The 24,474-nt window shown below is 70.2% G+C and carries 21 protein-coding genes; 9 read left to right on the top strand and 12 right to left on the bottom strand.

Translation table 11 applies throughout. The annotated features are described in order from the left end of the window. Window positions 1-6: 6 nt before the first annotated feature. The 4 genes from mtnA to OHB13_RS35130 all read right to left on the bottom strand — a co-directional run bounded on the left by mtnA (window position 7) and on the right by OHB13_RS35130 (window position 3,498). Window positions 7-1,587, bottom strand: a complete 1,581-nt coding sequence (gene mtnA, locus OHB13_RS35145; RefSeq protein ID WP_328379862.1) for an S-methyl-5-thioribose-1-phosphate isomerase — start codon at window positions 1,585-1,587, stop codon at window positions 7-9. A gap of 166 nt (window positions 1,588-1,753) precedes the next feature. After that, window positions 1,754-2,335 carry a GTP cyclohydrolase I gene (folE, locus tag OHB13_RS35140; protein WP_266861757.1) on the bottom strand — a complete coding sequence of 194 codons (582 nt, stop codon included), beginning with the start codon at window positions 2,333-2,335 and terminating at the stop codon, window positions 1,754-1,756. Between the two features lie 14 nt (window positions 2,336-2,349). Beyond that, window positions 2,350-2,958 carry a radical SAM protein gene (locus tag OHB13_RS35135; RefSeq protein WP_328380464.1) on the bottom strand — a complete coding sequence of 203 codons (609 nt, stop codon included), beginning with the start codon at window positions 2,956-2,958 and terminating at the stop codon, window positions 2,350-2,352. A gap of 165 nt (window positions 2,959-3,123) precedes the next feature. Beyond that, window positions 3,124-3,498, bottom strand: a complete 375-nt coding sequence (locus OHB13_RS35130; protein WP_266861758.1) for a 6-pyruvoyl trahydropterin synthase family protein — start codon at window positions 3,496-3,498, stop codon at window positions 3,124-3,126. A gap of 487 nt (window positions 3,499-3,985) precedes the next feature. Here OHB13_RS35130 and OHB13_RS35125 point away from each other — a divergent pair, with 487 nt between their 5' ends. After that, window positions 3,986-6,889 (top strand): AfsR/SARP family transcriptional regulator, encoded by a 2,904-nt coding sequence (locus tag OHB13_RS35125; RefSeq protein WP_328379861.1) that lies wholly within the window; start codon window positions 3,986-3,988, stop codon window positions 6,887-6,889. 97 nt (window positions 6,890-6,986) lie between these two features. Here the strand turns inward: OHB13_RS35125 and OHB13_RS35120 are convergent, their stop codons facing one another. Then, window positions 6,987-7,625 carry a helix-turn-helix transcriptional regulator gene (locus tag OHB13_RS35120; protein WP_266861760.1) on the bottom strand — a complete coding sequence of 213 codons (639 nt, stop codon included), beginning with the start codon at window positions 7,623-7,625 and terminating at the stop codon, window positions 6,987-6,989. Between the two features lie 404 nt (window positions 7,626-8,029). On the opposite strand from OHB13_RS35120, the gene OHB13_RS35115 reads away from it, so the two are divergent. Genes OHB13_RS35115 through OHB13_RS35105 form a run of 3 tightly spaced genes read left to right on the top strand, consistent with a single transcriptional unit; the run spans window position 8,030 to window position 10,588 of the window. After that, entirely contained in the window at window positions 8,030-8,314 is a 285-nt protein-coding gene (locus OHB13_RS35115; RefSeq protein ID WP_328379860.1) for a polyprenyl synthetase, read from the top strand. Next, on the top strand, window positions 8,307-9,362 hold the full coding sequence (locus tag OHB13_RS35110) for a polyprenyl synthetase family protein (protein ID WP_328379859.1): 1,056 nt from the start codon (window positions 8,307-8,309) through the stop codon (window positions 9,360-9,362). Before OHB13_RS35115 ends, OHB13_RS35110 begins: the two co-directional genes overlap by 8 nt. Before the next feature lie 20 nt (window positions 9,363-9,382). Continuing rightward, complete coding sequence (locus tag OHB13_RS35105; protein WP_328379858.1) at window positions 9,383-10,588, top strand: oxygenase MpaB family protein; 1,206 nt, start codon at window positions 9,383-9,385, stop codon at window positions 10,586-10,588. Window positions 10,589-10,610: 22 nt separating this feature from the next. Here the strand turns inward: OHB13_RS35105 and OHB13_RS35100 are convergent, their stop codons facing one another. The 6 genes from OHB13_RS35100 to OHB13_RS35075 form a co-directional block, all read right to left on the bottom strand. Next, window positions 10,611-11,957, bottom strand: a complete 1,347-nt coding sequence (locus OHB13_RS35100) for an MFS transporter (protein WP_328379857.1) — start codon at window positions 11,955-11,957, stop codon at window positions 10,611-10,613. A gap of 161 nt (window positions 11,958-12,118) precedes the next feature. Next, the gene (locus tag OHB13_RS35095; protein ID WP_328379856.1) at window positions 12,119-12,499 is read right to left on the bottom strand and encodes a RidA family protein; all 381 of its coding nucleotides are present in this window, start codon (window positions 12,497-12,499) and stop codon (window positions 12,119-12,121) included. Between the two features lie 27 nt (window positions 12,500-12,526). Then, a complete protein-coding gene (locus OHB13_RS35090; protein WP_328379855.1) occupies window positions 12,527-13,318 on the bottom strand; it encodes a hypothetical protein in 792 nt (263 codons plus the stop codon). Window positions 13,319-13,332: 14 nt separating this feature from the next. Then, on the bottom strand, window positions 13,333-14,325 hold the full coding sequence (locus OHB13_RS35085; RefSeq protein ID WP_328379854.1) for a membrane dipeptidase: 993 nt from the start codon (window positions 14,323-14,325) through the stop codon (window positions 13,333-13,335). Then, window positions 14,322-16,061 carry a hypothetical protein gene (locus OHB13_RS35080; protein WP_328379853.1) on the bottom strand — a complete coding sequence of 580 codons (1,740 nt, stop codon included), beginning with the start codon at window positions 16,059-16,061 and terminating at the stop codon, window positions 14,322-14,324. Before OHB13_RS35080 ends, OHB13_RS35085 begins: the two co-directional genes overlap by 4 nt. Next, window positions 16,058-17,551 carry an aldehyde dehydrogenase family protein gene (locus tag OHB13_RS35075; RefSeq protein ID WP_328379852.1) on the bottom strand — a complete coding sequence of 498 codons (1,494 nt, stop codon included), beginning with the start codon at window positions 17,549-17,551 and terminating at the stop codon, window positions 16,058-16,060. Before OHB13_RS35075 ends, OHB13_RS35080 begins: the two co-directional genes overlap by 4 nt. 111 nt (window positions 17,552-17,662) lie before the next feature. Here OHB13_RS35075 and OHB13_RS35070 point away from each other — a divergent pair, with 111 nt between their 5' ends. After that, entirely contained in the window at window positions 17,663-18,556 is an 894-nt protein-coding gene (locus OHB13_RS35070) for a LysR family transcriptional regulator (protein ID WP_328379851.1), read from the top strand. A 96-nt stretch (window positions 18,557-18,652) separates the two neighbouring features. On the opposite strand, the gene OHB13_RS35065 is transcribed toward OHB13_RS35070, so the two are convergent. Further along, complete coding sequence (locus OHB13_RS35065) at window positions 18,653-20,158, bottom strand: carotenoid oxygenase family protein (RefSeq protein ID WP_328379850.1); 1,506 nt, start codon at window positions 20,156-20,158, stop codon at window positions 18,653-18,655. Between the two features lie 314 nt (window positions 20,159-20,472). On the opposite strand from OHB13_RS35065, the gene OHB13_RS35060 reads away from it, so the two are divergent. The 4 genes from OHB13_RS35060 (at window position 20,473) to OHB13_RS35045 (ending at window position 24,454) form a co-directional block, all read left to right on the top strand. Then, window positions 20,473-21,300 (top strand): SAM-dependent methyltransferase, encoded by an 828-nt coding sequence (locus OHB13_RS35060; protein WP_328379849.1) that lies wholly within the window; start codon window positions 20,473-20,475, stop codon window positions 21,298-21,300. A gap of 29 nt (window positions 21,301-21,329) precedes the next feature. After that, a complete protein-coding gene (locus tag OHB13_RS35055) occupies window positions 21,330-21,515 on the top strand; it encodes a hypothetical protein (protein ID WP_328379848.1) in 186 nt (61 codons plus the stop codon). Between the two features lie 230 nt (window positions 21,516-21,745). After that, entirely contained in the window at window positions 21,746-23,167 is a 1,422-nt protein-coding gene (locus OHB13_RS35050; protein WP_328379847.1) for an MFS transporter, read from the top strand. Window positions 23,168-23,179: 12 nt separating this feature from the next. After that, window positions 23,180-24,454, top strand: coding sequence for a cytochrome P450 (locus OHB13_RS35045; RefSeq protein ID WP_328379846.1), 1,275 nt, complete (start codon window positions 23,180-23,182; stop codon window positions 24,452-24,454). The last annotated feature ends 20 nt before the right edge of the window (window positions 24,455-24,474 follow it).

The following is a 24,474-nucleotide window of genomic DNA, read 5'->3' as shown; positions in this document are numbered from 1 at the left end:
CGTCCTTCACGCAGTCAGTTCGCACAGGGTCAGCAGCGGATGCCCGGCCAGCCGCTCGCGCCCGCCGAGGCCTCGCAACTCGACGAGCGCGACGCACTGCTGGACCCGTGCACCGCTCATGGCGACGAGCCGCGCGGCGGCCAGGAGGGTGCCTCCGGTGGCGAGCACGTCGTCGACGCAGAGCACCCGTTCGCCGGGGATCAGGGCTCCCTTCTGCACCTGGAGCCGACTCGTGCCGTACGTCAGCGCGTTCGGGGTCTCGTGGACGGGGCCGGGGAGTCTGCCCGCTCTGCGTGCCAGGGTGAGGGGGCTGCCGGTGCGGGCGGCGAGCGCGGCCCCGAGGAGGAACCCCCGGGCTTCGACGGCGAGGATGCGGTCGATGGGTCCGTGGCATTCGCGGGCTACGCGTGCGGCCAGTCGCCCCAGCATGCCGGGTTCCGCGTAGAGCCGGACCATGTCGCGCACCGCGAGGCCCGGCAGGGGGTGGTCCGGCACGATGGTCAGAAGTGCCTCGATGTCCCGCGCTGCCGCTCCCTTCCCCCGGGCGGTGTGGCGTGCCGGGGGTTTGTCGCGCCGTGGCCAGTGGGTGGCGCTCTCCGAGACCAACGCGGTGATCAGCGGGGCGGGCGTCACGTCGAACGCCGGATTGTGCACGGCGGCGCCGGGCGGTGCGACCAGGGTCCCTTCGAAGTGGGTGACCTCCTGGGCGTCGCGTTCCTCCACGACGATTCCCGCGCCGTCGGGCAGGCCGGGGTCCCAGGTGCACTCCGGCGCGACCACCAGGAACGGGATGTCGTGGTGGGCGGCGGCGACGGCGAGCCCGTAGGTGCCGGTCCTGTTGGCTGTGTCGCCGTTCACGGCGATACGGTCCGCGCCCACCAGGACGCAGTCCACCATCGCGCGGCTCATCAGGGCGGGCACGGCGGCGTCGACGACGACGCGGTACGGCACCCCGGCCTCGCCCAGTTCCCAGGCCGTCAGCCGGGACCCCTGCAGCAGAGGGCGGGTCTCGCCGACCAGGACCTCCTCCACCCTTCTGCGGGCGGCCAGTTCGAGGATGGTGCCCAGCGCGGTGCCGACGGCGCCGGTGGCGAACCGGCCCGTGTCGCTGTGCGTCAGGATCCTCAACGGCCTCTCGGGCAGCAGCGACTCGACGAGGTCCGCCGCGCGGCGGGTCAACATGCGGTTGGTGGCGGCGTACTCGGCCAGCATGGACTGCGCCTCGGCCAGGACGGCACCGGGCCCTTCGCCGAGCCGGCCGAGAGCCCGCCGCACGCCCCGCGCGAGGTGGACGGCGGTGGGTCCGGTGCTCACGAGGCGTTCGGCGTCCGCACGGACCCGCTCACCACCTGCCCATGCCTCCCCGGCCGGGGAGGCATGGGCAGCCGCGGACAGCGCGACGCCGAAGGCACCGGCGAGCGCGATCGCCGGAGCACCGCGGATCGCCAGAGTCCGGACGGCTTCCACCACCTGGTCGACCGTGGTCAGCCGGAGCGTCCGGCATACGTGGGGCAGTGTGCGCTGGTCGACAGCGATCAGGGCGCCGTCCTCCCAGCCGAGCGAGGCGGCGGTCGGCGGTGCGGTCATGTGCGGTCCTCCTTCGGTTCACGGTGCCTGAGTGCTCGGCCCGTCAGCCCGCTCCGGTCTCCGGTGGCCGGGGTGCAGGGTGGCGGCCCTGAAGACCGTGTCGGCGGAGCGGCACCCGGGCGGTGCCGGTGTGCGATACCGGCACCGCTGTGGGCCAAGGAGACGGTCAGAGCCGCACGAGGGACATGAGTTCGGCCCGCAGCGTCGTGTCGGTGCCGAAGACACCGAGGAACGCCGTGGAGGTCATCAGGGCGCTGGCCTTGATGCCCCGCATCGTCATGCACAGATGCTCGCCCTTGCCGAGCACGGCGACGTCCGGTGTGCCGGTGAGGTCGGCCACCTCCTCGGCGATGTCCGTCACGAGCCGCTCCTGCACCTGGAGCCGGTGTGCGTGCCGATGGGCGACGCGGGCGAACTTCGACAGGCCGAGCAGCCGGCCCGTCGGCCGGTAGGCGATGGTCACGGAGCAGTTGAAGGGAAGCAGGTGGTGTTCGCACAGCGACCACACCTGGATGTCGGAGACCACGACCAGCTGGCTCGCCGTCACTGCCTCGAACACGGTGCCGGTCGAGCCCGGTTCGTAGTCGACGAACTCGCGCCACCAGCGGGCGAAGCGCTGGGGGGTGTCCCGCAGTCCGTCCCGGTCGGGGTCCTCCCCGATCTCCTTCAACAGCTGTCTGCCCAGAGCGATCAGCGGGTCTTCTTCCGTCACGGTGTCGAGGCCGGTGAGTTCGCCAGAGGTCCGCATATGCACAGGCACGGTCAAACGCCTCTTTTCTGACCCCACAACAGGGTGTGTAGCCGCGTAGTGATGTTCCAGCCGCGCTCGATCACCGAAGCGGCCAGATCCTGCATGTGCCGGCTGACGTGCTGGGGGTCCTGGCCTTCCGGCATGATCCACACCGAGGTGATCCCCATGGCCGAGACCAGCTCCGCGACCTCGTCGAGGTCCGCCTCGGTGCGGCAGACGAACTTGAACGTCGCCTCCGGAAGCGTCGCGAACCGCCGCAGGGCCGTCGGGACGATCCGGGCCCGCTCCGGGTCACCGGAGTGGGACAGCTTCGGCGAGACGTTGAAGCGCACGCCGGCCCTGATGAGCCGCGGATCCGGCACCCGGGTCCCGTTCGTCTCGAATTCGATCTCGATGCCGTGCCCGGTCAGGATGTCGATCAGCGGCACCAGCCGGGCCTGCTGGCTGAGTGGTTCACCGCCCGAGACGACGATGAGGCCGACCCCGAAGGCCAGCAATGTCTCCGCGACGTCGGGAACGGCCGATCTGTGCAGTTCCTTCTTGGGGTCGTAGGCGATTCCCGTATCGCTCTTCCCCTGCCAGTCCCAGGTGTACGGGGTGTCGCACCACCGGCACGACAGATTGCAGCCACCGAGCCGCAGGAACGCACACCTCCGTCCGAGCGAACGCCCTTCGCCCTGGACAGTCTCAAGTGGGGCCGAACATCTCGTTCACCACGAGTCCGGATTCCACAGGGCACCACCTCCTTCACCGTCGGTCTCCGGCAGTTGCCCGCACGAGGCCCGTCAGGAGGCCGGAGCGGGGCGGTACTCGGCCCAGGTCTTGGGGGTCTCCGAGACGCTCACCGCGGTCAGCTCCGGAAGATCACCCGACCACTGGTCGTAGAGCCACATGGCGAGTTGCTCGGCCGTCGGGTTCCCCTTGACGATGTCGTTCAGGTGACGGTGGTCGACGGTCTTGTCGATCCACTGCTTGAACGCCGCGAGGTCGCCGTAGTCGCGCACGAAACCCGTCGGCGTCAGATCCGCTTTCTTTGCCGAGAGTTCCAGTTCGACCACGTAGTTGTGACCGTGCAGCCGGGAACACTGGTGTCCCTCCGCGAGGCCGGAGAGCTGATGGCTCGCGGAGAACTCGAACCTCTTGGTGATACGGAGCGTCATGGGCGCCACCTCTCGTTCGTACCGGGGGAACGGGTAACCCGCCACCATGAGTCTCGTACGTGGACGGCCCCGGCGGCATGTCCCACTGGTCGGTCTTTCGGGCAGCGCCCGGTACGTGTTGCCGGACGCCCTTGCCCGCAGGGCCGGGCACCCCGCACCTCGCCCCACACGGAGCACGCTTGGCCGGCCCGCACAGGCGATGCGCTATCGCAAACAGCTGTCGCAAACATCTTGGGGAGCTTCCGGATTCACGTCGCCGGGCGTGTCGCGCGTCGGCTCGAAAGCATTACCCAACGAGGACCATATCCGGCCGCCCCCACGGCCAATTCGGCTTCAAACAGCCGGATTCACGGCGTGAGCAAGTGGGCAGGGCGCCTGCCGGGGAGGTGGAATCGGCTTCCCGGACGGCGAGTTGAGTGTTCGCGGAACAGCCATCACCAACGATCACCGACCGGCTCGCGAGAGTGTATGCGTAGAATCACAGACTGTGAGATTCGAACTGTTAGGGCCGCTCAGGGCATGGCGCGACAGCAACGAGCTGGAGCTGGGTCCACCCAAACAGCGCGCGCTCCTCGCCCTGTTGCTGGTACGGGCGGGCCGCCCGGTCGACATGCCGGAGATCGTGGACGCCCTCTGGGGCGAGCAGCCGCCGAAGAGCGCGACCAATGTGGTGCACCGGCATGTGGGCGGGCTCAGAAAGACATTGGCAGGGGACCCCCCGAACGGGGGGACGGGGAGTGAGATCCTGCGCAGCTCCACCACCTACCGGCTGCCGGTCGATGCCTCATCACTCGACCTGCTGCGCTTTCGCGAACTCACTGCAAACGCCCGCCAGGCGTACGCCGGGGGCGCGCCGGAGGCAGCGGTGGAGTTGCTGGTCCAGGCGCTCGCGCTGCGAAGCGGCCAGGTGGCGACCGGAATCCCGGCCGGGGTACAGGCTCTGCCCGCGTTCGCCGCGGTCGACCGCGAGTATCTCGACGCCGTCACGACCGCCGCGGACATCGCGCTGGAGGCGGACGCCGCGGGGCGCCTGCGCATCCCCCTCCAGCAGGCGGCCGAACAGAACCCACTGGAGGAGGAGCTCCAGGCGAGGCTGATCTCCGTACTGGCCCGCACCGGCAGACAGGCCGAGGCCCTGGAGCTCTACCGCCAGGTCCGGAGGCGGCTCGCCGACCAGTTGGGCATCGACCCGGGGCCCGCGCTCCGCCAGGCCCACGCGCAGGTGCTCCGCGGCCGGACGGGCCCGGGTGCCCGCACGAGTGCTCGCGTGCCGGGTGCCCGCACGGGTCCCCTCGTGGACAGCGCGCGACGTGACCGGCTCCGGGTGAGCATGAGCGCACCGGCGGCGCGGCCGACGCCGGTACCGGTGGTCCGGCCCCGTCAACTCCCCGCGCTGACCGGAGGGTTCACCGGCCGGCAGCCGGAGATCGACAGCGTCCTCGCGCTGGTGCCCGACGTCCCCGGGGCGGGCCGCCCCGCATCGGTGGTGATCAGCGCGATCAGCGGGATGGCAGGCGTCGGCAAGACCAGCCTTGCCCTGCATGTGGCCCACCGGATCGCCCACCGCTACCCGGACGGTCAGCTGTACGTCGATCTGCGGGGTTTCGCCCCGGCCGATCTCGTGAGCACGGCGGGTGAGGCCCTGCGGTCCTTCCTGCACGCACTCGGCGTCCCGGCGTGGCGCGTGCCGGTCGGCGTGGACGAGCAGACCGCCCTCTACCGCAGTCTGCTGGCCGAGCGGCGCATACTGATCGTCCTGGACAACGCCCGTTCCCCGCAGCATGTGCGCCCTCTGCTGCCGGGCGGGTCCGACAGCCTGGTCATCGTGACGAGCCGGAGCTTCCTCCAGAGTCTCGTCGCCACCGAGGGCGCCCATCCCCTCGTCCTCGGCCCGCTCTCCGCGGACGAGGCCAGGGAGGCGCTGGTACGGCGGCTCGGCGGGCGCCGCGTCATGGACGAGCCGCAGGCCACGGACACGATCATCCGGCTGTGCGGCAGTCTCCCCCTGGCCCTGGCCGTGGTGGCCGCACGCGCCGCCACCCGCCCCGGTCTCCCCCTGGCGTCCGTGGCTGCCGAGCTGGGCGGCCGCCGCATCAACCTCGACGCCCTCACCGACGCCGACCCCAGAACCGACATCCGCTCGGTCTTCTCCTGGTCCTGCGACAACCTCAGCGCCGAGGCGGCACAGCTCTTCCGGCTGCTCCCGGTCCACCCCGGTCCCTCGTTCTCCGTGCTGGCGGCGGCGAATCTGGCCGGTCTGCCGGTCGGGAAGACCGGGGAGCTGCTCGCTGAGCTGGTCCGGGCGCACCTGCTGAACGGGTCAGCAACGCACCGCTACGGATTCCATGACCTGGTCCACGCCTACGCCGACGAGCTCTCCCGCGGCGACGACGCGACGGCCCGGCACGCCGCACGCCGCCGGATGGCCGACTTCTACCTGCACTCCGCCCGCTCCGCCGCGACGACCCTCGACCCGCACCGGATCGAACACATCGACCTGGCTCCGCCGCAGCCCGGCACCACGCTGGAACCGATCGGGCAGCGGGAGCGGGCCGCCGCCTGGCTCGACACCGAGCTGCCCGTGCTGCTGCTCCTGGTGGAGCAGACGGCCTGCGGTGACCTGCCGCTCCACACCTGGCAGCTGGCCCAGACCCTCGACCTCTACCTCGACCGGCGGGGGCGCCGGCAGGACCAGCTCGGCATCCAGCGGATCGCGCTGGACGTGGCCGAACGGACCGGCGACCGGCTCGGTCAGGCCCACGCCCACTGCGCGCTCGGTCTCGGCCACGCACGACTCGCCGGTGAGGAGGAGGCACAACTCCATCTGAGACGGGCGCTCGCCCTCTTCACGGAGCTGGGCGAGGACGACGGACGGGCCCGCACGCACCGTCTTCTCGCCCTCCGCGCCAACGCCGGCGACGACCACGACCTCGCCCTGCACCACTATCAGCAGGCGCTCGCCCTCTACCGCTCGACCCGCCATCTCAGCGGCCAGGCCAGCGTCTTCAACGAGACCGGACGGACGTACAGCCTCCTTGGCCGGCACGACCTCTCCCTCCTGCTGTGCAGGCGGGCGATCACCATGCACCACCGCATCGGCGACATGAACGGGGAAGCCGCGGCCTGGGACAGCCTGGGGTTCGCCCAGCACGGTCTGGGCCGGTTCTCCGACGCCCTCGACAGCTTCCGGCGCGCCCTGCACACGTACGAGAGCGTCAACGACCTCTCGTTGCAGGCCGGCACACTGATCCATATCGGCGACGCCCTCGACGCCCAGGGCAACGGGTCCGGCGCGGCCGAGGCGTGGGAGAGGGCGCTGACGATCCTGACCCGGCTCGGCCACCCCGACGCGGAGCAGCTCCGCGACAAGCTGTGCGGGCGGCCGGGCTGACGCGTCCGTCCCCCGGGCCCCGCAGGCCGCCGCTGTCACCGCTGTCACCGCTGTCACCGCTGTCACCGCTGTCACCGCTGTCACCGCTGTCACCGCTCTAGAGATACCCCTCGCGCATGGCGAAGGCGACAGCGTGCGCCCGGTTCTTCAGGTGAAGTCGGACCATGACGTCGTGCAGGACGCCTTTGACGGTGCGCTCGGAGTAGCAGAGGTGCGCCGCGATCTCCCTGGTCTCCATCCCCTTCGCCACGAGCTTCAGGACGGCGATCTCCCGGGCGGTCGGGCTGACGGTGGGACCGGGTCCCGAACCCGAACCGCGGCGCGTGCGCCCCAGTTGGACGAGAAGCCTGCGCAGCAGGTCGCCGGGCACCTCGCCCTCGCCCCTGCCCACCGCCCGGATGGCCTTGACCAGCCGCTCGGCAGTCGCCTGGTGGCGCCACACGATGGCGGGCACCCCGGCTTCCAGCACCATCTCCAGCTGGGCCTCGTCCAGTTCGTCCACCACGAGGACGACCCGCTGCTTGCGGTCCACGACCAGCTTGCGCAGCTGTTTGGAGGCCGTCGCGTCCATCTGGTTCAGGAGGGCCACGGCTACGTCCTCGGGGCGCTGCTCCGGGGTGGAGCCGGTCTGCACGAGCACCGTTACACCGTCCTGGTGTGCCAAGTGGCTGATGAGGCCGGCCCGGGACAAGGGGTCGCCGCCGTGTACCGCCACCGTGATCTCGGTTGATGACATGCACTGGTCCTGACTTGAGGGCCCGCCTGCCACGGATCGACGCGTCAGACGCTGCTTCGCCGGTTCGGGTGTGTACGAGCGTGGCGCTGCTGCCGAAGCCGTACGTCCCGACGCTAGACGGCGGCTGTGCCGAAGCAGTGCCGAAAGAGTGCCGACTGCATCTATTCACGGGGCGTACTGGTCCGCTGAGCCCGCTGGGGCACCCCGGCTTCACCGTCGGCTCCAGCCGCCGTAGCAGCCGTGGGGACATGCGGGCCCGTTCCGCCCGATCGGTCACTCCATCAGGTGGTCGGGGAGCGGTGTGCCCCCGGTGGCTCGGCCGGACCGGGAACCTGGAGGTCCACATGGTGTGGGCCGTCGGCCGGGTCCCGGGCCGGTGCTGGGGTGGGGAAGAGGACGCGTTGGTGTCTGGTGACGACAGTGCTTCGAAAGGTACCGACCGTGGGGCGGAGGCGGCGTATCTGGTCGCCGGAGCAGTCGATCTGGCAGTGAGTGGTGCGGCATCGGCCCTGCGCGGTGTACGGGCAATCCTGGGGCGGTCCGACCTTGTCGAAATGGCCCAGGACGGCGAGGAGGACCTGAAGGTACGCGGCCGGCTGGCGGTCCAGCGGTACACCGCCGTGCCGGAACCCCATCTTGAGCTGCTGGCCCGCCGTGCCGCCGTCCGTCTCGATGCGAGCGATGACTGACGACGGGCGCGAACGCGATGCGTTCAAGGCCCGGGTCGACAGGGAACTCACGTCGTTCGTGGACCAGGAGATCCTGGAGCTGATCGCTGTCGACGAGCAACTGACCCCTGTCGCAGACCAGTTGCGTGCGGTCACATCGGACGGAAAGCGGCTGCGGGCCGCCTTCTGCTACTGGGGCTGGCGGGCGGCGGGGCAGCCGGACTGCGACGAGATGGTCAGGGCCGCGGCCGCCATGGAGCTGGTCCATGCGGCCGCCGTCGTCCACGACGACATCATCGACAACAGTCCTGTCCGGCGGGGAGTCCCCGCCGCCCACATCGCGCTGCAGGGGGCGCTCACCGGCCGTGCGGGGCGTCAGGCCGGTGGCCGGGCGCTGGCCATGCTGACCGGGGATCTGCTGATGTCGTGGGCCGGGCAGCTGTTCACGTCGTGCGGTCTGCCCGCCGCGTATCTGGCCCGTGCGCGCCCGATGTGGGCGGCCCTCGCCCGTGAGCTCGTGGCGGGCGAGGCGCTGGAGATCCTGCGCACCGGATCCCGTCCGCACGCCCAGAGTTCGCTTCAGGTCATCCGGTACAAGACGGCCAAGTACACCGTGGAGCACCCGTTGCACATCGGGGGGCGTCTGGGCGGCGGCCGCGCGGCTCTGATCGAGGTGTTCAGCGCCTACGGGCTTCCGCTGGGGGAAGCGTTCCAGCTGCGCGACGACCTGCTCGGGATCTTCGGCGATCCCGGCGCGACGGGCAAGTCGAACGCCGACGACCTCGTGGGCCACAAGCCCACCACTCTGCTGGCGGTGACCTGGACCTCCGCCACCGCCGCCGAGCGCAAGGTGCTGCGCGGGCTGCTCGGCCGCCGCACCCTCGGTCAGGAGGGCCTCGACCAGGTACGGGAGATCATGCGGCGCACCGGAGCTGTCGGGCGGATCGAGGAACTGATCGCCGCCCGTGTGCGGGCCGCCACCACGGCGGTCGACCGTGCGGACCTGTCGGCCCCCGCCGCCGCGGCGCTCACCGGTCTGGTGGGTTCAGCCGTCACTCGTCAGTCGTGACCACGCGAGGAGAGAAGCCCGTGCCCTACACGAGCCAGTCCATGGACGCCCTGCGGGAGGTGGGTGACGAGCTCGCGGACGCAACGGTGGCCACCCTCTTCGAACGGGGTGAGGTCGGTCAGTTCAACACCCTCATGCGCTGGTTCTCCGAGGCGGGCCAGGACCTGCCCGACGGACTGCCCGACGTGGCCCGCGAGTATCTGCGGGCCACCAGCGCACCCCCGTCATGGGTGGACTGGGGCGAGATGGAGAAGGCCCGGCTGTTCTTCATCGACAACAACGTGCACATCTCCACCGCACTGTCCTTCGCGGCGATGCCCGCCTGCTACGTCGTCCCGCACATCGCCGAACTCCTCAGTGCCACCCACGCCCTGGCGTATCCCTCCCGGCGGATGGCCGAGACCGGCCAGTTCACCGTCTACCTGATGCGCCCCGACGCCTTCGAAGCCGGCAGCCGCTTCATCCCGGCCGCGCAGAAGGTCCGCCTGCTCCATGCCTCCATCCGCCACCATCTGCGCCGCGAGAACCGCTGGGACGTGGCGAAGCGGGGTGTGCCGATCTGTCTTGAGGACATGATCGGCGGCCAGATGATGTTCTCCATCCAGGTCCTGGACGCCCTGCACCGGCTCGGCATCCATATGTCGGCCGACGGCGCACAGTCGTACTACTACGCCTGGCGCGTGGTCGGATCGATGCTCGGCATCGGCCTCGAACACATGCCGGCCGACCTGGAGAGCGCGCGGCAGTTCTCCGATCTGTACATGACCCGGCACATGGGCCCCTCCGAGGACGGTGCCCGGCTGACCCGCCAGTTGATCGACCTCTACGAAGAAGTCGTCCCGGGCACCGTGTTCGACCCCGTGGTCTCCGCGCTGATCCGGTACCTCATCGGGGACACGGCCGCCGACTGGCTCGACGTACCCCGCTCGCCGGCCTGGGACTCCGCCATCCAGACCGCCCCGGTCCTGCTGGGCGTCCTCGAACGCCTTGAGGACAACTCACCGCTGGCCGCTTGGGCACTGGACCGCCTCGGCGGTCTGACCACCAACCTGGAACTCAGCTCCCTGACCCGCGGCCGCGTCATGCAGTACGCCATCCCGGAGCAGCTCAAGGCCGAGTACGGCGTCACCTCGACTGCGTCCCGCACCAACCGCTGGACCCCTCCCCCGCTCTCCGATCCCCCGCGTTCCGGTCCTCCGCGTTCGGGGAAAGCATCCGCCAAGTAGCCTCACCGAGAGGCCGGTTGCGTCACGTCAGGGCAGACGTCACGTGCAGGTCCTTGTTCTTGGTCTCCGGCGCCATGAAGAAGCTGACGAGAGCGCCGACGAGCGCGATGCCCGCCGCGATGTACATCGTGGCGCTCAGTCCGAGCGAGGCCAGGGACCATGGAGTGGCGAAGGTGCCGATGGCCGAGCCGATCCGGCTGATCCCCGTACACAGACCGACCGCGGTGGCGCGGACCTCGGTGGGGAACAGTTCGTTGGGATAGATCCATTCGAGGATCGACGGCCCGCCGTTGAAAACCGCGTACACCGCGAACGCGAACGCGACCATCCACAGACCGGAGTCCGGTTCGACCGCCAGGTAGAGCAGGCCGAGCGCGGAGACCGCGAACCCTCCGATGAGGACGGGGCGGCGGCCCAGCCTGTCGACGAGCAGAAGGGCCACGACATTGCCGATCAGGAAGAACAGGTTGATCAGGCCGTAGCCGAGATTCGCCTCGTCGCCGCCGTTCAGGTTGAACAGCGCGAGTACCTGTGGCCCGAAGGCGTAGATGGCGAAGAGGGTGACGATGGTGCAGGTCCAGAAGACCGAGATGAAGACGACGCGTTTCAGATAGCCGCCGGTCAGCAGAGCGCGCATCGGGACGGCGCCCTCTTCCTCGGGGAGGTCTGCGAGCGTGGCGTGTTCGGCCACGGTCTGCCGGAGTACGTCGACGGCCTCCTGCGTACGGCCCTTGCTGTGCAGCCAGCGGGGGGACTCCGGGATGCGGGCCCGTGCGCAGACGATGACGGCTGCGGGAATCGCCGACGACGCCAGCATCCACTTCCAGCCGTCGGGCGAGCTCAGCAGGACGTACCCGACGAACGCGGCGACCGTCGCGCCCACGAACCACATGGCGTTCAGCCCGCCGAGGAGTTTCGCGCGCCATGCCTTGGGGGCGAACTCGGTCACCAGGGAGGTGGCGATCGGGTAGTCCGCGCCGACGGCGATCCCGATGAGCAGCCGCAGCACGAAGAGTTCGATCTCGTTGGTGACGAAGAACTGCAGTACGGAGCAGACGATGATGGCGATCAGGTCGATCATGAACATCAACTTGCGCCCGATGCGGTCGGTGACCGCTCCGAACACCGCTCCGCCGACGAAGACACCGATCAGTGCGGATGCTCCGATCAGTCCGGACCAGAGGATGCTCATTCTCCACTGGGTCTGTATCTGCACCATGGCGATGCCGATGATGCCGAGGATGTAGCCGTCGAGGAACGGCCCTCCGGAAGAGACCAGCGCGAGTTTGACGTGGAATTTGTTGAGCTGCGCGGTGTCGAGCGACGAGCCGGCCCGCCGGCCGGCTGAGGCGGGTGTATCGACGTCCATCGGATCCGTCCCATCGAGGGTTCGGGAGCACGGGTAGCGTCTCCGCACGAGGCGAGCGCTGGGGGTTGCCGTGGCGGCAGGGACCGCGTGGCACGGGGGGGGTGACCGGATGCGCCCCGGTCCGCCGGGGGGGCCGGCAGGGTGTACGTACGCCGGAGCCGCTACGGGCCGGGGACGAGGGCCGCCACCGCGTCGATCTCGACCCGTTTGGCACCGCGGAAGGCCGCGACCTGCACCGTCGTACGGGGCGGCAGCGCGACGTCCGCCAGGCGGTCGAGGTAGGCGGAGTTGTAGTGGTCGAACTCGGCGAGGTCGGCCAGGTACACGGTGACTTTGAGCAGGGTGTCCAGGCCACCGCCGGCTGCGGTCAGCACGGTCTCCAGGTTGTCCAGGGCCAGCCGGACCTGGTCGCCGATGTCGTGCGGCGTGTCGCCTTCGGGGGTGACGGGGACCTGGCCGCAGGCCCAGAGAGTGCCGTTGTGGAGGGCTGCGGCGGAGTAGGGCCGGGGCCGGCCGTCGGGGTGGGGGAAGAGAGTCGGCATCGGTGGACTTCCTCTGCGGTGCGGGGTTCAGGGTTGCGGGGATGCAGGGCGTTCGGGAACCAGGTAGCGCCGTGCGGCGCCGTGGACCGTCGCCCACGGTCCGGGGTCGACCCGCAGACCGTGCGTCATGGCTGTGGCGAAGCGCTCGTGGTGGTGCGCCGGGGTGCGGGCCGGTGGCAGATCCGGCGTCCCGGTGTCCCCGTTCCAGCGGCTCAGCAGGATGCCATCGGCGGGCCGGATCGGAGCATCCGCGGTGTGCCGGGTGCCGAAGGCGCCGGGGCCGGGAGCCCGGTACACCGTGCTGTCGGCGGTGGCCAGTACGCAGCTTCCAGGTGAGCCGTCCGCGCGTATCCGGGTGGCCAGGAGCGGGGTTCCGGTCCGGGCCGCGGCGCTGACGAGGATCCACTCCACCGACGGGGTCCACACTCCGGGCAGCAGGACCGGGCGCGGGCCCGCCGCTGCGAGGTCCGCCGCCGAAGGCCCCAGCAACAGGGGCCCGCGGCACGCCGGATCGTGGAGTACGACCGGATCGTGGCGTGCCAGGTGGCTGCCGCCGGAGCATGAGACCGGTTGCCGGCCTCGCGGGACGCGGTCGAGCTCACCGGCCAGCGCGAGGACGCCCGCTCCGTCCAGGACCTCGCCGAGTACGACGAGGTCCGCGGTCGTCGCGGCTTCTCCGCTGGAGGCTCCGGCGGCGACGACCGCGCGGAAGGCCGCCTCGCGGATCTCCCGTACCGCCACCCGGAAGCCGCTGCCGGTCCGGTCGGTGTCCGTGCCGGCACCGGTGCGTCCGCCTGCAATCGTGGGTCCGCCGCTCATGGTCCGTCCGCCGGTCATCGTGGGTCCGTGGTGTCGAAGACTTCTGTGAAGAGCCGGAGCCAGTTCTCGCCCATCACCTTCGTGACGGTGGCGTCGTCGAGGCCCGCCGAGAGCAGACCCTCGGTGACGGCGGGAAAGTCCTCGGGGCCGCCGAACCACTGCGGCCACACGGGCCATTCGGGTTCGACCGGGTTGGCCGCAGCGGGCCTCCAGCGTCCGTTGCGCAGCCAGGCCACGAAGTCCTGCGACCAGTTCCGCGTGCAGTCGCTGCCGATGGCCACATGATCCGGACCGATCTCGTCGACCAGCCGCGCCACCATCGAGCAGAACTGGTCACGGGTGGTCAGCTCACCGCCCAGCACATTGGGGTAGAGGCAGCATCCGATGACCCCGCCACGGTCGGCCAGGGCCCTGATGACTTCGGCCGGCTTGTTCCTGGGGTGGTCGAAGAACCACGTCGGGTTCGAGTGCGTGATGGCCACCGGCCCCGCGGATGCCTCAATGGCGTCACGCGAGGTCCGGTTGCCCACATGCGAGAGGTCGATGAGCATCCCGACCCGGTTCATCTCGTCCACGATGTGGCCGCCGAAGGCGGTCAGCCCGGAGTCGTGGGCGTCGTAGCAGGCACCGCCGACCAGGTTCTGGATGTTGTAGGTGAGCTGTCCGACGCGTACCCCGAGCCGGTGGAACACCTCCACAAGACGGTAGTCGTCGCCGAAGGGCGAAGTGTTCTGGAAACCCAGCAGCACCGCCACCTTGCCTTCGGCCTTCGCGGCACGTATCTCTGCGGCCGTCCCGGCGAGCACGACCACGTCGTCGTTGTCCCTGGCCAGCTGGTACCAGTCGGCGATCGCACGGATGGTCTCGCCCGGCCCCTCCCATACGGCGCAGGTGGCGTTCACACCGCTGACGCCGCCGGTACGGAGCTCTTCGAGCACCTTCCGGTCCCAGTTGTTGATCTCCAGGCCGTCCACGACGACCAGGTCCTCATGAGCGAGCGAACTCACCGTGCGTCCTTTCGGGGTTTGCGAACGAAGAACCAGTCGGGGTCGGTTCCGGCCGCGATGTCGGCCACCCGCGGGGCGCCGGAGAACAGCGTGACCCGGAGCCAGTCGGTGGACTGGGGGCTGTAGTTGTCCATGCCGTACAGGGCGAGCTGGAAGCGTTGCAGGTGCAGGGGCAGAAAGTTCGCGGCGAGCAGATTGGCCCGGACTTCGGCGTAGGGAAGCCCCGCCAGCGACTGAACACGGGCGGCCACTCCGCGGTGCCATGGGTGCGAAAGCAGGAATTCGCCGACGAGTTGACCGTCGTCCGCGCTCTCCAGGTCGCCGAGCAGCTCGGTCACCGCGCGGGCGATGTCGACCGGGTGCTCCACCTCCTCGCCCGGATCGACGCCGCGCCGGCCGCGCCGGGGTTCTTCGTTGTCCTGGGACGAGAACCAGAAGTGCGCCTGCTGGGCGGGATCACCGAAGTCGAACCGGCGCACCCAGCCGTAGCGTTCGAGCACCTCGGTCCTGAGCTCCCCGCAGGTCTGGGCGGGCGCCACCTGGAGGGTCTGGTCGCAGCGGAGCAGTACGTCGATGTCCGTGTCGAGGTCGTCGTAGACCTCGACGAGCACCGAGTCGACCACACCGCGCGCTTCGAGACCGATCTCCCCGGCCGCCGTGTGCAGGGCGTGCCAGGCCCGGTCGGTCCGCTCGCCCAGGACCAGCCCGGTGGCGAGGTATCCGTCGAGCAGCTCCACCACCTTGTCGAGCAGGCCGGCCAGTTGTGGGCCGGGGAGATAGGGCGCGGTGGCCAGGGTGTCGCGTTCGCGGTAGTACTCCCGCGCCCGGTCGAGCAGCAGGCGTACCCGCTCCGTCCGCGCGTCCTGCGGTGATGTGGTCTGCTGGAGGGCGTACGCGAGCGGGAGTTCGCGCACCGCGCACCACGCGTCCAGCACCTGCGGGTGGTTGATCACGTAGGGGACCATGCCGAGCCCGGTGGCGTTGCCGAGCCCCAGGAAGCACCGCCAGTCCCCGTCCAGTGCCACGGCTTGCGGGCTCTTCGCCGCCGCGCAGTGCTCGACCAGGTCGTAGCTGAGCTCGCGCAGCAGCCATGCGGTCAGCATCTGCGACCGGTACGGCAGCCGCAGCGGGTGGCCGGGGCGCAGCCGGCCGAAGTCGGCGAGTCCGAACTTGCCGTTGCTGTAGAAGGCCGTGCTCCGCAGCACATACGCTGCGTCGCCCAGTTCGGCCGGATCGGGCTGCCGCCCCTCGGCGAGCCGGTCCACCACGTAGTCGAAGAACCGTCTGCTGCGGTTGGCCCGCGTCCACACCAGAGTCGCGGCGTCGGCGCGGCCCGTCTCCTGCCCCGGCACCTGCGCGCGCAGTTCCGACCGCCGGGCCTCGTTCCAGGGGCCTTCGACCAGGGCCGCGGTGACGTCCCACGCCTCGGCGACGACCCTGTCCGTACGCTGCCCGTCGGGCAGCACCGTGGAGAAGGCGGCGAACCTCAGCTCATGGCCGTCGGCGTCGATCCGGTAGACGGCTTCGCCCCTGCCCTGCGCGTCGATGTCCCAGGTCTCGCGGGTCACGGTCCAGCGCTGCGCGGCGGCGGTGCGGAGGAAGGACCGCGCGAAGCTGTGCCGGGTGTGGCGGGCGGACCCCAGCTCCTCCGGATCGAGGACCTGGTCCGCCGGGCGCGCGAACTGCTGGGCCCGGCGGAGCCGTTCGGTGGGCCGCAACCCCGGCCCGGCTGTCACGACCGGCTCCGGGCCGGGGTGCCGGTGCGCAGGTACGCCGTCTTGGACCAGGTGAAGAACTCCGCGCCGCTGTCACCGTTCTGCTCGCGGGGCGCCGGGAAGGAGGAGTCCTTGAGTCCGCCGAACGGCGCGTGCAGCTCCGATCCGGTAGTGGGCGCGTTCGCCTTCACCAGCCCGGCGTCGAGCTCTTCGACGCAGCGCCGTACGGCCCGCTCGTCGCAGGTGAACACGGCTGCCGTGAGGCCGAACCGGGTCCCGTTCGCGATCCGGATCGCCTCGTCCAGATCAGCTGCGCGCACCAGGGTGGTGACCGGGCCGAATACCTCCTCGTGGCAGATCGTCAGGCCGGGGTGCCCGGCGAGCAGGGTGGGAGCGTAGAAGCAGTCTGCGTCGGTGCCGGGACCGGCACCGGCGCGCGCCAGCACCTGGGCGCCTTCGGACAGGGCCTGCTCGACCGCCGCTTCGACCTCCTGCCGTGCCCGGACGGAGACCAGCGGGCCGATGCCCACACCGTCGTCCAGGCCGTCGCCGACGACCAGGGCCTCGATCCGGTGCTTCAGTTCGGGCAGCAGGGCGTCGTACGCCTCTCCGACGGCGATGATCCGGCGGGTGCCGGTGCACTTCTGGCCGGTGGATCCCATCGCGCCCGCCACCAGGTCGGCGGCGGCCACGGCCGGGTCGGCGTCGGGCAGCACGATGGCCGCGTTGTGCCCGCCCAGTTCCATCTGGACCTTGGCCCCGCGCGGGACCGCTGCCGCCTGGATGGACCGGCCGACCGCCACCGAACCGGTGAAGGTCACCCCCGCGACCTCTTCGCGGGCCACCAGCGCCGCGCCGACGCTGCCGGGCGCGAGGAGGAGGCCGAGCACGCCCGCGGGCACTCCCGCGTCCGCCAGCACCTGGGCGAAGGCGGCTGCCACGGCGACAGTGTCGCTGGCCGGCTTCCAGATGACCGCGTTGCCCCACAGCAGGGCGGGAGCGATCTTCCACGCCGGGATCTGCAGAGGGAAGTTCCACGGCGTGATCGCCGCGACGGTGCCGAGGGGGCGCCTGAGGGTGCGGATGACCTCGTCGGGATGGCCCGACGGGTAGGTGACGCCGTCCGCCGCGCGGGCCCGGGAGGCGTGGTAGTGGAGGGTCTCGACCGAGGCGCCGACCTCGGCGCGCGACTCCGGGAGCGTCTTGCCCTCCTCCCGCGTCATCAGCAGCGCGATCTCCTCGGCCCGGTCCGCGAGCAGTCCGGCCGCCCGGCGCAGGACCAGGCCGCGCCGGATCAGCCCCTGCGCCGACCAGTCCGGCTGGGCCTCCTGGGCGGCGGTGACCGCCCGGTCCAGGAGCTTCTCACCGGCTGTCCGGTAGACGGCGACGGCACGGTCCGGGTGGGCGGGGTCGAGGCTGCGGGCCTCGGCCCCCTCACCGTCCACCCACTCCCCCGCGATGAGGTGCCGCAGCTCCGTCGGTCGGTCAGGGGTGTTCGGAATGTCCGGCACGGCGGCGCTCCTCGGTGTTCGACTGCGGCTACGCGTTAAACGTTAAGCAGTCGCCGGACACGAGAGAAGTATCTATTGTCATTGAATTAATAAGCTGCAAGTATCAATCGCATGGAGCTCCGCCAACTCCGGTACTTCATTGCCGTCGCCACGGAAATGAACTTCCGCCGCGCTGCCGAGCGGCTGCATATCGCGCAGCCCGCTCTGAGCCAGCAGATCAGCAAGTTCGAGAAGGAACTGCGGACGCCGCTGTTCCGCCGGACGACCCGCAGTGTGGAGCTGACCGAGGCCGGCCACGTACTGCTGGCCCAGGGGCGCCGGGTGCTGGCCGAGGCCGACCACGCGCTGTCCGCCGTCGGACACGCCGCGCACGGCGACATCGGCCTGCTGAGGATCGGCTTCGTCAGCTCGGCCGCGCTGAGCATCGTTCCGCGCAGCGTGCTGGCCATGCAGCAGTCCTGGCCGGGTCTCCACCTCGAACTGGCCGAAGCCACCACCGACGCGCAGCTGGAGTCGATCAGCGAGGGGCGCCTCGACGTCGGGATCGCCCGCGAGGTGGATACGGCGGCCGGGCTGGTCGTCCGGCGCATCCACCGCGAACGGCTGATCGTCGCCGTCCACGAGTCCCACCGGCTCGCCGGCCGGAGCGCCGTCGAGCTGGCCGACCTGGCGGGAGAGCGCTTCCTCACCTTTCCCCGGCACCAGGTGTCACGTCTGTACGACCACATCGCGGCGCTGTGCCACCACGCCGGGCTGCGGCTCGAGGCCGCCCAGGAAGCAGTGCAGTTCCCCACCCTGCTCGGTCTCGTCGCCGCCAACACGGGGGTGACGATCGTTCCGGACTGTCTGCGCGTGCTCCGGCTCCCGGCCCTGCGGTACGTGCCGTTGACGGACCCGCCCGCGTACTCCACGGTCTCCGCGGTCTGCCGCGCGGACCGACAGGACGCCCCGTCGGTGCGCAACTTCCTTGCCACGGTGGCGAGTCTGCGGTTCGGCGACACCTGACCTGTTTCGGCGACACCTGACCTGTGGTGACGTTCCACTCGACCGTACGGTCCTGACAACGCCGAGCGGCGCACGTCCTCCGGGCCGTGGAGTCCGTCAGGCGTCCGCCACCCAGCTGCCGTGGAAGCCGAGCGGCACCCGGCCCGGCAGATGGATACGGGCCAGCGGGTGACCTGTGAAGTCCTGCGCCGAGAGGATCACCAGGTCGGTGGCCCCGCGCTCCGGGTCGTTCACATAGGCCACGACATACCCGTCGTCCTCGTCCCGTGCGCCCCGGCGCGGCACGAACACCGGTTCGCTGGCGGCCGCGCCCTTCGGGAAGCGGTGCACCTGCGTGCTGCCGCGCAGCATGTCGTGCTTCAGGACGCAGTTGGTGAACGTGTCGTCAGGCGGCACCCCGTCGACCGTCTCGTACGCGACCCACATCTCGGCGGCGCTGGCCGTGTAGGCGAAGCGGTGCCGTCGGGACACCAGCGATTCGTTGATCCGGGGGAACTCCTGCGGCCGGTCGTCCAGCCTGGTTGAGGCGGCGCGGCCGGTGCTGAGGTCGATCGTCCACCGGTCGAGCGTCGGCGTTCCGTTCGTGGAGGGTCCGCCGTTGCCCCGGCCGGCCGCGTAGAACGGGGCGGGCATGGAGGTGAACTCCACCACCACGCTGTCGCCCTGGTCGTAGGCGTTCAGCGTGTGCGCGTAGTAGAACGGGTCGACCTCGAACCACCGGGTGGCGCCGCCCGTCCGCGGCATCACCCCGACCCGCATCGGGTGCTTGTCGTTCCAGATGTAGGGCACAGCCGCGCCCGCCTGGGCAGCCGCCATGTCGAATGTGACCGGTACGTCCACGATCACCACGTACTTCTGAGTGAGCGCGAAGTCGTGCATCATCGGCGCGCCGGCGACCGGGATCCTGGTGGACCGCGCCACCCGGCCGGTCCGGTCGATCATGATGTGCCGTACGTGGTCCCACGTCGGGTAGTACGCCACGGCGTGCAGCTCGTCGGCCGCCGGATCGTACTTCGTGTGCGCGGTGAACGCGCCCTCCAGCGTGGACCGGAAGTCGTACGGGCGCACCGTGTTCAGCTCGCCGTCCATCTCGTACGGCAGCGGTCCGCTCTCCTGGAGCGCCAGGATGCGTCCCTTGTACGGGATGACGTGCGTGTTGGCGGCGAAGTCGTCGGGCGGGACCTCACCCGGGTACTTCTCCCCCAGCTTCTTCGCCACCTGCGAGGAGCGCACCCACCGGTTGCGGTACCACTCGGCCCGCCCGTCACGCAGCCGCACTCCATGGATCATGCCGTCGCCCAGCATCCAGTGGTGCGCCCGCGGGTCCTCGATGCCGAGCGCGTTCGGCCCGGTGCGCAGGAAGCGGCCGTCGAGGTCGCGCGGCACCCGGCCGGTCACCTTCAGGTCGAACTCGGTCAGTTCCTCGGTGACCGGCGCGAACGCCCCCTCCAGGAAGGGGAACGACGTCGCGCCCTCTCCGGGGCCCGTCCCCGCGGCCGCCGCCGACGAGACGCAGGGGCCGAGCCCCAGGCCCCCGACCACGCTCCCCGCCGCCGTGAGCGCCGCACCCTGCAGAATCCTCCGCCGCGTATGACTGGCCATCCGGCTCTCCCCCTTCATCGTCGCCGTCCGGCAGTGGTCTGCCGGACCGGTCGTCGGTCACAAGGGAGATCCTGCTCCGGAAGACGCCGCGGGACAGGAGCCCTGGGCCCCGGATCGGGGGTGGTGCCGGCACCACCCCCGATCCGGGCGCCGCCCCACCCGGTTCGCCGGTGCCCCGCCGAACGCGACGATCTGCTCGTCCATGTGGTGGCCTCAGCAAGCTGTGTTGGACATGCCGATGGATCAAGTTCACTATCGTTCCTGAAGCGTTGAGAGCCGAGGGAGAGATTCCGTTGTCGTCACCGGATGAGTGGATGAGCAGTACGGGCGCGCGTGGGCCGATCGACTTGCGTACCGACAGGGCCCATCCAGCCCGTATCTACGATGTCTTCCTGGGCGGCAAGACGAACTACCCCGCCGACCGGGCCATGGCCGCGACGGTGGTGGAGAAGATGCCGTCGGCGCAGCTGGCAGCGCGGACCAACAGGGAGTTCGTCCTGCGCGCCGTGCGACACCTCGCCGGCGAGGCGGGCATCCGGCAGTTCCTCGACATCGGCACCGGCATACCGACGTCGCCCAACCTGCACGAGGTCGCGCAGGAGACAGCACCGGAATCCCGGGTCGTGTACACCGACAACGATCCGATCGTCCTCGCCCACTCGCGGGCGCTGCACGTCAGCAGCTCGGCCGGCCGCACCGCTTACATCCAGGCCGACTTCACCGACCCGGACAGCATTCTCACGTCCGCGCGCAGCACGCTCGACCTCGGGCAGCCGGTCGCCCTGACGATGGGTCTGCTGCTGCACTGGATAGACCGGAAGAAGCAGCCGCATGCTGTCGTCAGGCGCCTGATGGACGCGCTGCCCGTCGGCAGTTGTCTGCTGATATCGGTGTTCGCACGGGAGCTCGCGGGGGGTTCCGCCACTCTGGAGGACGATTTCGCGGCTGAGGGCACGTCCCTCCGGCCCTTCACCCGGGACGAGACGCTGCGGTTCTTCGACGGCACCGACCTGCTCGATCCAGGTCTGGTCGCGCCCTACCAGTGGCGGCCCGACACGGACGCCCAGGAGATCGGCAGCCCGGACGCCGGGCCCGACGCCTCAGCGACCCCGATCTGGGCGGGGCTCGGAGTGAAGCGGTAGGTGCCGGCGACGCACCGAAGTACCGCAGGGTGCCGCGGTTCATCCCCGCCCAGGACCTCGACCGGCTGATGCCCGCCATCGACGCGATCGCCTGCCCGTTCCAGCGGGCCGCCCTGCTGGTGGCCCGCTGGTCCGGAGCCCGCACACCGAGATCCAGCGCCTGCCGCTGGACTGCCTGGGCCGCTATTCCGACGGCACCGCGCGGCGGTCGGTGATCTCGGGCAGGCCCTGCGGCTGCTGCGCGCCGTGCGCCGCGGCCCGCACACCACCGGTGAGCCGGCGCACGCCCGGGAAGTGTCCCCCGATATTTTTCGCGGTCCTGCACTGGGGCCGCCGGCCTCCGGGCCCGGTATGGCTGTGTCCCCCCCCTGTCGAACGGATGCCCTGGGGGGTGAGCCGTGTCCCCGAATTCGGGGGATGCACTCCGGACGGGACCTCGCCGACCATGGGCGTGAGTACGTGTCCAGACAAGCCCTCTACCTCGCCAACCAGGCAGGGATCGGACGGTCGACCGGTGCGAAGGTTCACGGTGCTCTGCGGGGGCTACATCGCCAGCATGACGGGCACGGCGCTGACCGCGTTCGCGCTCACCGTCTGGATCTATCTGAAGACCGGCTCGACGATCCAGTTCGCCATCGGATTCATCCTGTCGCTGCTGCCCGCGATCACGCTCTCTCCTTTTGCCGGAGCGCTGGTCGACCGCTGGAACCGGCGCACGGTGATGCTCGCGAGCGACATGGTGGGGGTGTGCACGAGTCTGTCCCTGGCCGTGCTGTCCGGCCTGCATGTTCTTCAGCCGTGGCACATCTTCATCACCATCACCGTTCGCTCGGCGCTGGGGGCGTTCCTGGTGCCCGCGCTGAATGCGAGCGTGACGCAGCTCGCGCCGCGCAATCAACTGGGGCGCGCCAACGGGATGGTGATGACGGCGACTGCCGTGAGCCAGACGGTGGCTCCGGCGATCGGCGGGCTGCTGATCGTCGCAATCGGTCTGCCAGGAATCCTCACCATCGACTGTCTGACGTTCTTGCTGAACATCGCCATTCTTCTGCGGATCCGCATCCCCCGGCCCGCCGCGCCGGAGCAGAGGCAAGCTGGGATCTTCGGAGAGATCCGTGAGGGCTGGCGGCATCTGACGACCCGGCGGGGTCTGGTTCCGCTGCTCTGCTTCTATGCGGCCCTGAATCTGGCGGTCGGCTTCGTGGACGTTCTTTTCACGCCGCTGGTGATCGGGATGGCTTCGGTGACGGCGCTGGGTGTGGTGCTGTCGGCGGGTGGGGTCGGCATGTTTCTCGGCGGTGCCACCATGGCCGCGTGGGGTGGGCCGCCGAAGCGGATCCATGGCATCGCGGGGCTGGCGGTGCCGCTCGGTTTCTTCCTCTGTCTGGGGGCTCTGCGTCCCAACATCGTCCTGGTCGCCATCGCGGCCTTCGGGTTCCAGTTCTCCACGATGATCATCGAGGGCACCAGCCGGAGTGTTCTGCAGACCGAGGTGGAGCCCGGCATGCAGGGCCGCGCCTTCGCCACCTTCAACATGGTCACCAACACGGTGCTGTTCGCGGGCTACATGCTCGCCGGTCCGGTTTCCGAGCGGATCTTCGAACCGTTGCTGCGTCCGGGCGGTGCCCTGGCCGACACGGTCGGCGAGGTGATCGGTGTCGGTACCGGTCGTGGCTCCGCTTTCCTCATCCTGCTGCTCGGGGTGGCCGTTCTCGTCGTCGCGCGGCTCGGCTACCTCTCACGCGATCTGTGCGCGCTGCGCGACGACGTTCCGCTGACCGCACCGGCAGCCGGGGACGCGGTGCCGAAGCCGCGCGCGGACGCTGCGGGCTCCTCCCCGGACCGTGCGCCGGTCGTCCGCTCTTGAGGTAGCCCGTCCTTGACCACCATCGACCAGGAGGAACCCAGCATGGACCACGCCCCGGTCGCCGCAGGCGCATCGGACGCCCCCGCCTCTGCGTTCCCGAACGGCTACGACCCCTTCGATTTCCGGATCCATGAGGACCCGTATCCGCTCTACGCCTGGATGCGGGAGCACGCTCCGGTGTACCGCAACGAGGAACGGGACTTCTGGGCCCTGTCCCGCCACGCCGATGTCGTGGACGCGCTGCGCAGGCCGCAGCGGTTCTCGAACCGGTTCGGCATCTCGCTGGAGCCGGAACTGTGGGGTCCGCACGCCCCGAAGACCAGCTTCTTCCTCGCCATGGACCCACCCGACCACGGCGTCTACCGCACGCTGGTCTCCAGTGCGTTCACCCCGTCTCACGTGGCTGCGATGGAGGACCGGATCCGCGCGATCACCCGCGAGCGGCTGGAGGCCCTGCGCGGTCAGCGGCGTTTCGACTTCGCCACCGACTACGCCGCGGCCCTGCCCAACGACGTCCTGTGCGAGATGCTCGGTATTCCCGAATGGGACTGGGACCTGATCCGCGCGGACACGGACGCGCTGAACGTGCGTGAGGACATGTCGGACCAGCGCGGGCCGACGGCGACTGCGGCGGCGCTGCGCATGGCCCAGTACTTCGTCGGACTCGTCACCGACCTGCGGAAGAGCCCCGGCCAGGATCTGACATCGACTCTGACAGCGGCGGAGGTCGACGGACGGCGTCTGACCGATTCGGAGATCGTCGGCTTCCTGTTCGTCATGGTCGGCGCGGGCAACGAGTCGACCGGAAAGACCATCGGCAACGCCTGGTACCACGGGCATCTCGCGCGTGAGGTTCAGCAGGCCGGGCTGAATGGACGGGCCGACAAGTGGGCGAACGAGACGCTGCGTTACGACTCGGCGAGCCAGATGGTCGCCCGTCGCCTCACCGACGACACGGTTCTCCACGGTGTGCAGCTGCGTGCGGGTGCCCGTATCGCGGTCCTGCCCGCGTGCGCCAACCGGGACCCCCGGATCTTCCCCGACCCTGAGCGCTTCGATCTGGATCGCGACACCAGCAAGATGATCAGCTTCGGGCACGGGCCGCATCACTGCCTGGGTTCGGTGCTCGCCAAGCTTGAGATGCGTATCGCGCTGGAGGAGATCGGCGCTGTCGTGTCCTCGTACGAGATCGATGCCGACCGCGCTCGCCGTGTCCACACCCCTCATCAGCGTGGCTTCGCCACTCTGCCCTGCGAGGTCACCTGGCGCACGGCTCGGGCGCACTGACCTCGGCCGCTGCGGGCGGG

This window comes from Streptomyces sp. NBC_00440, from assembly GCF_036014215.1.
Classification (GTDB): Bacteria; Actinomycetota; Actinomycetes; order Streptomycetales; family Streptomycetaceae; genus Streptomyces.
The sequence above is the reverse complement of the archived record's forward strand: the minus strand, read 5'-3'. Positions and strand labels throughout refer to the sequence as shown.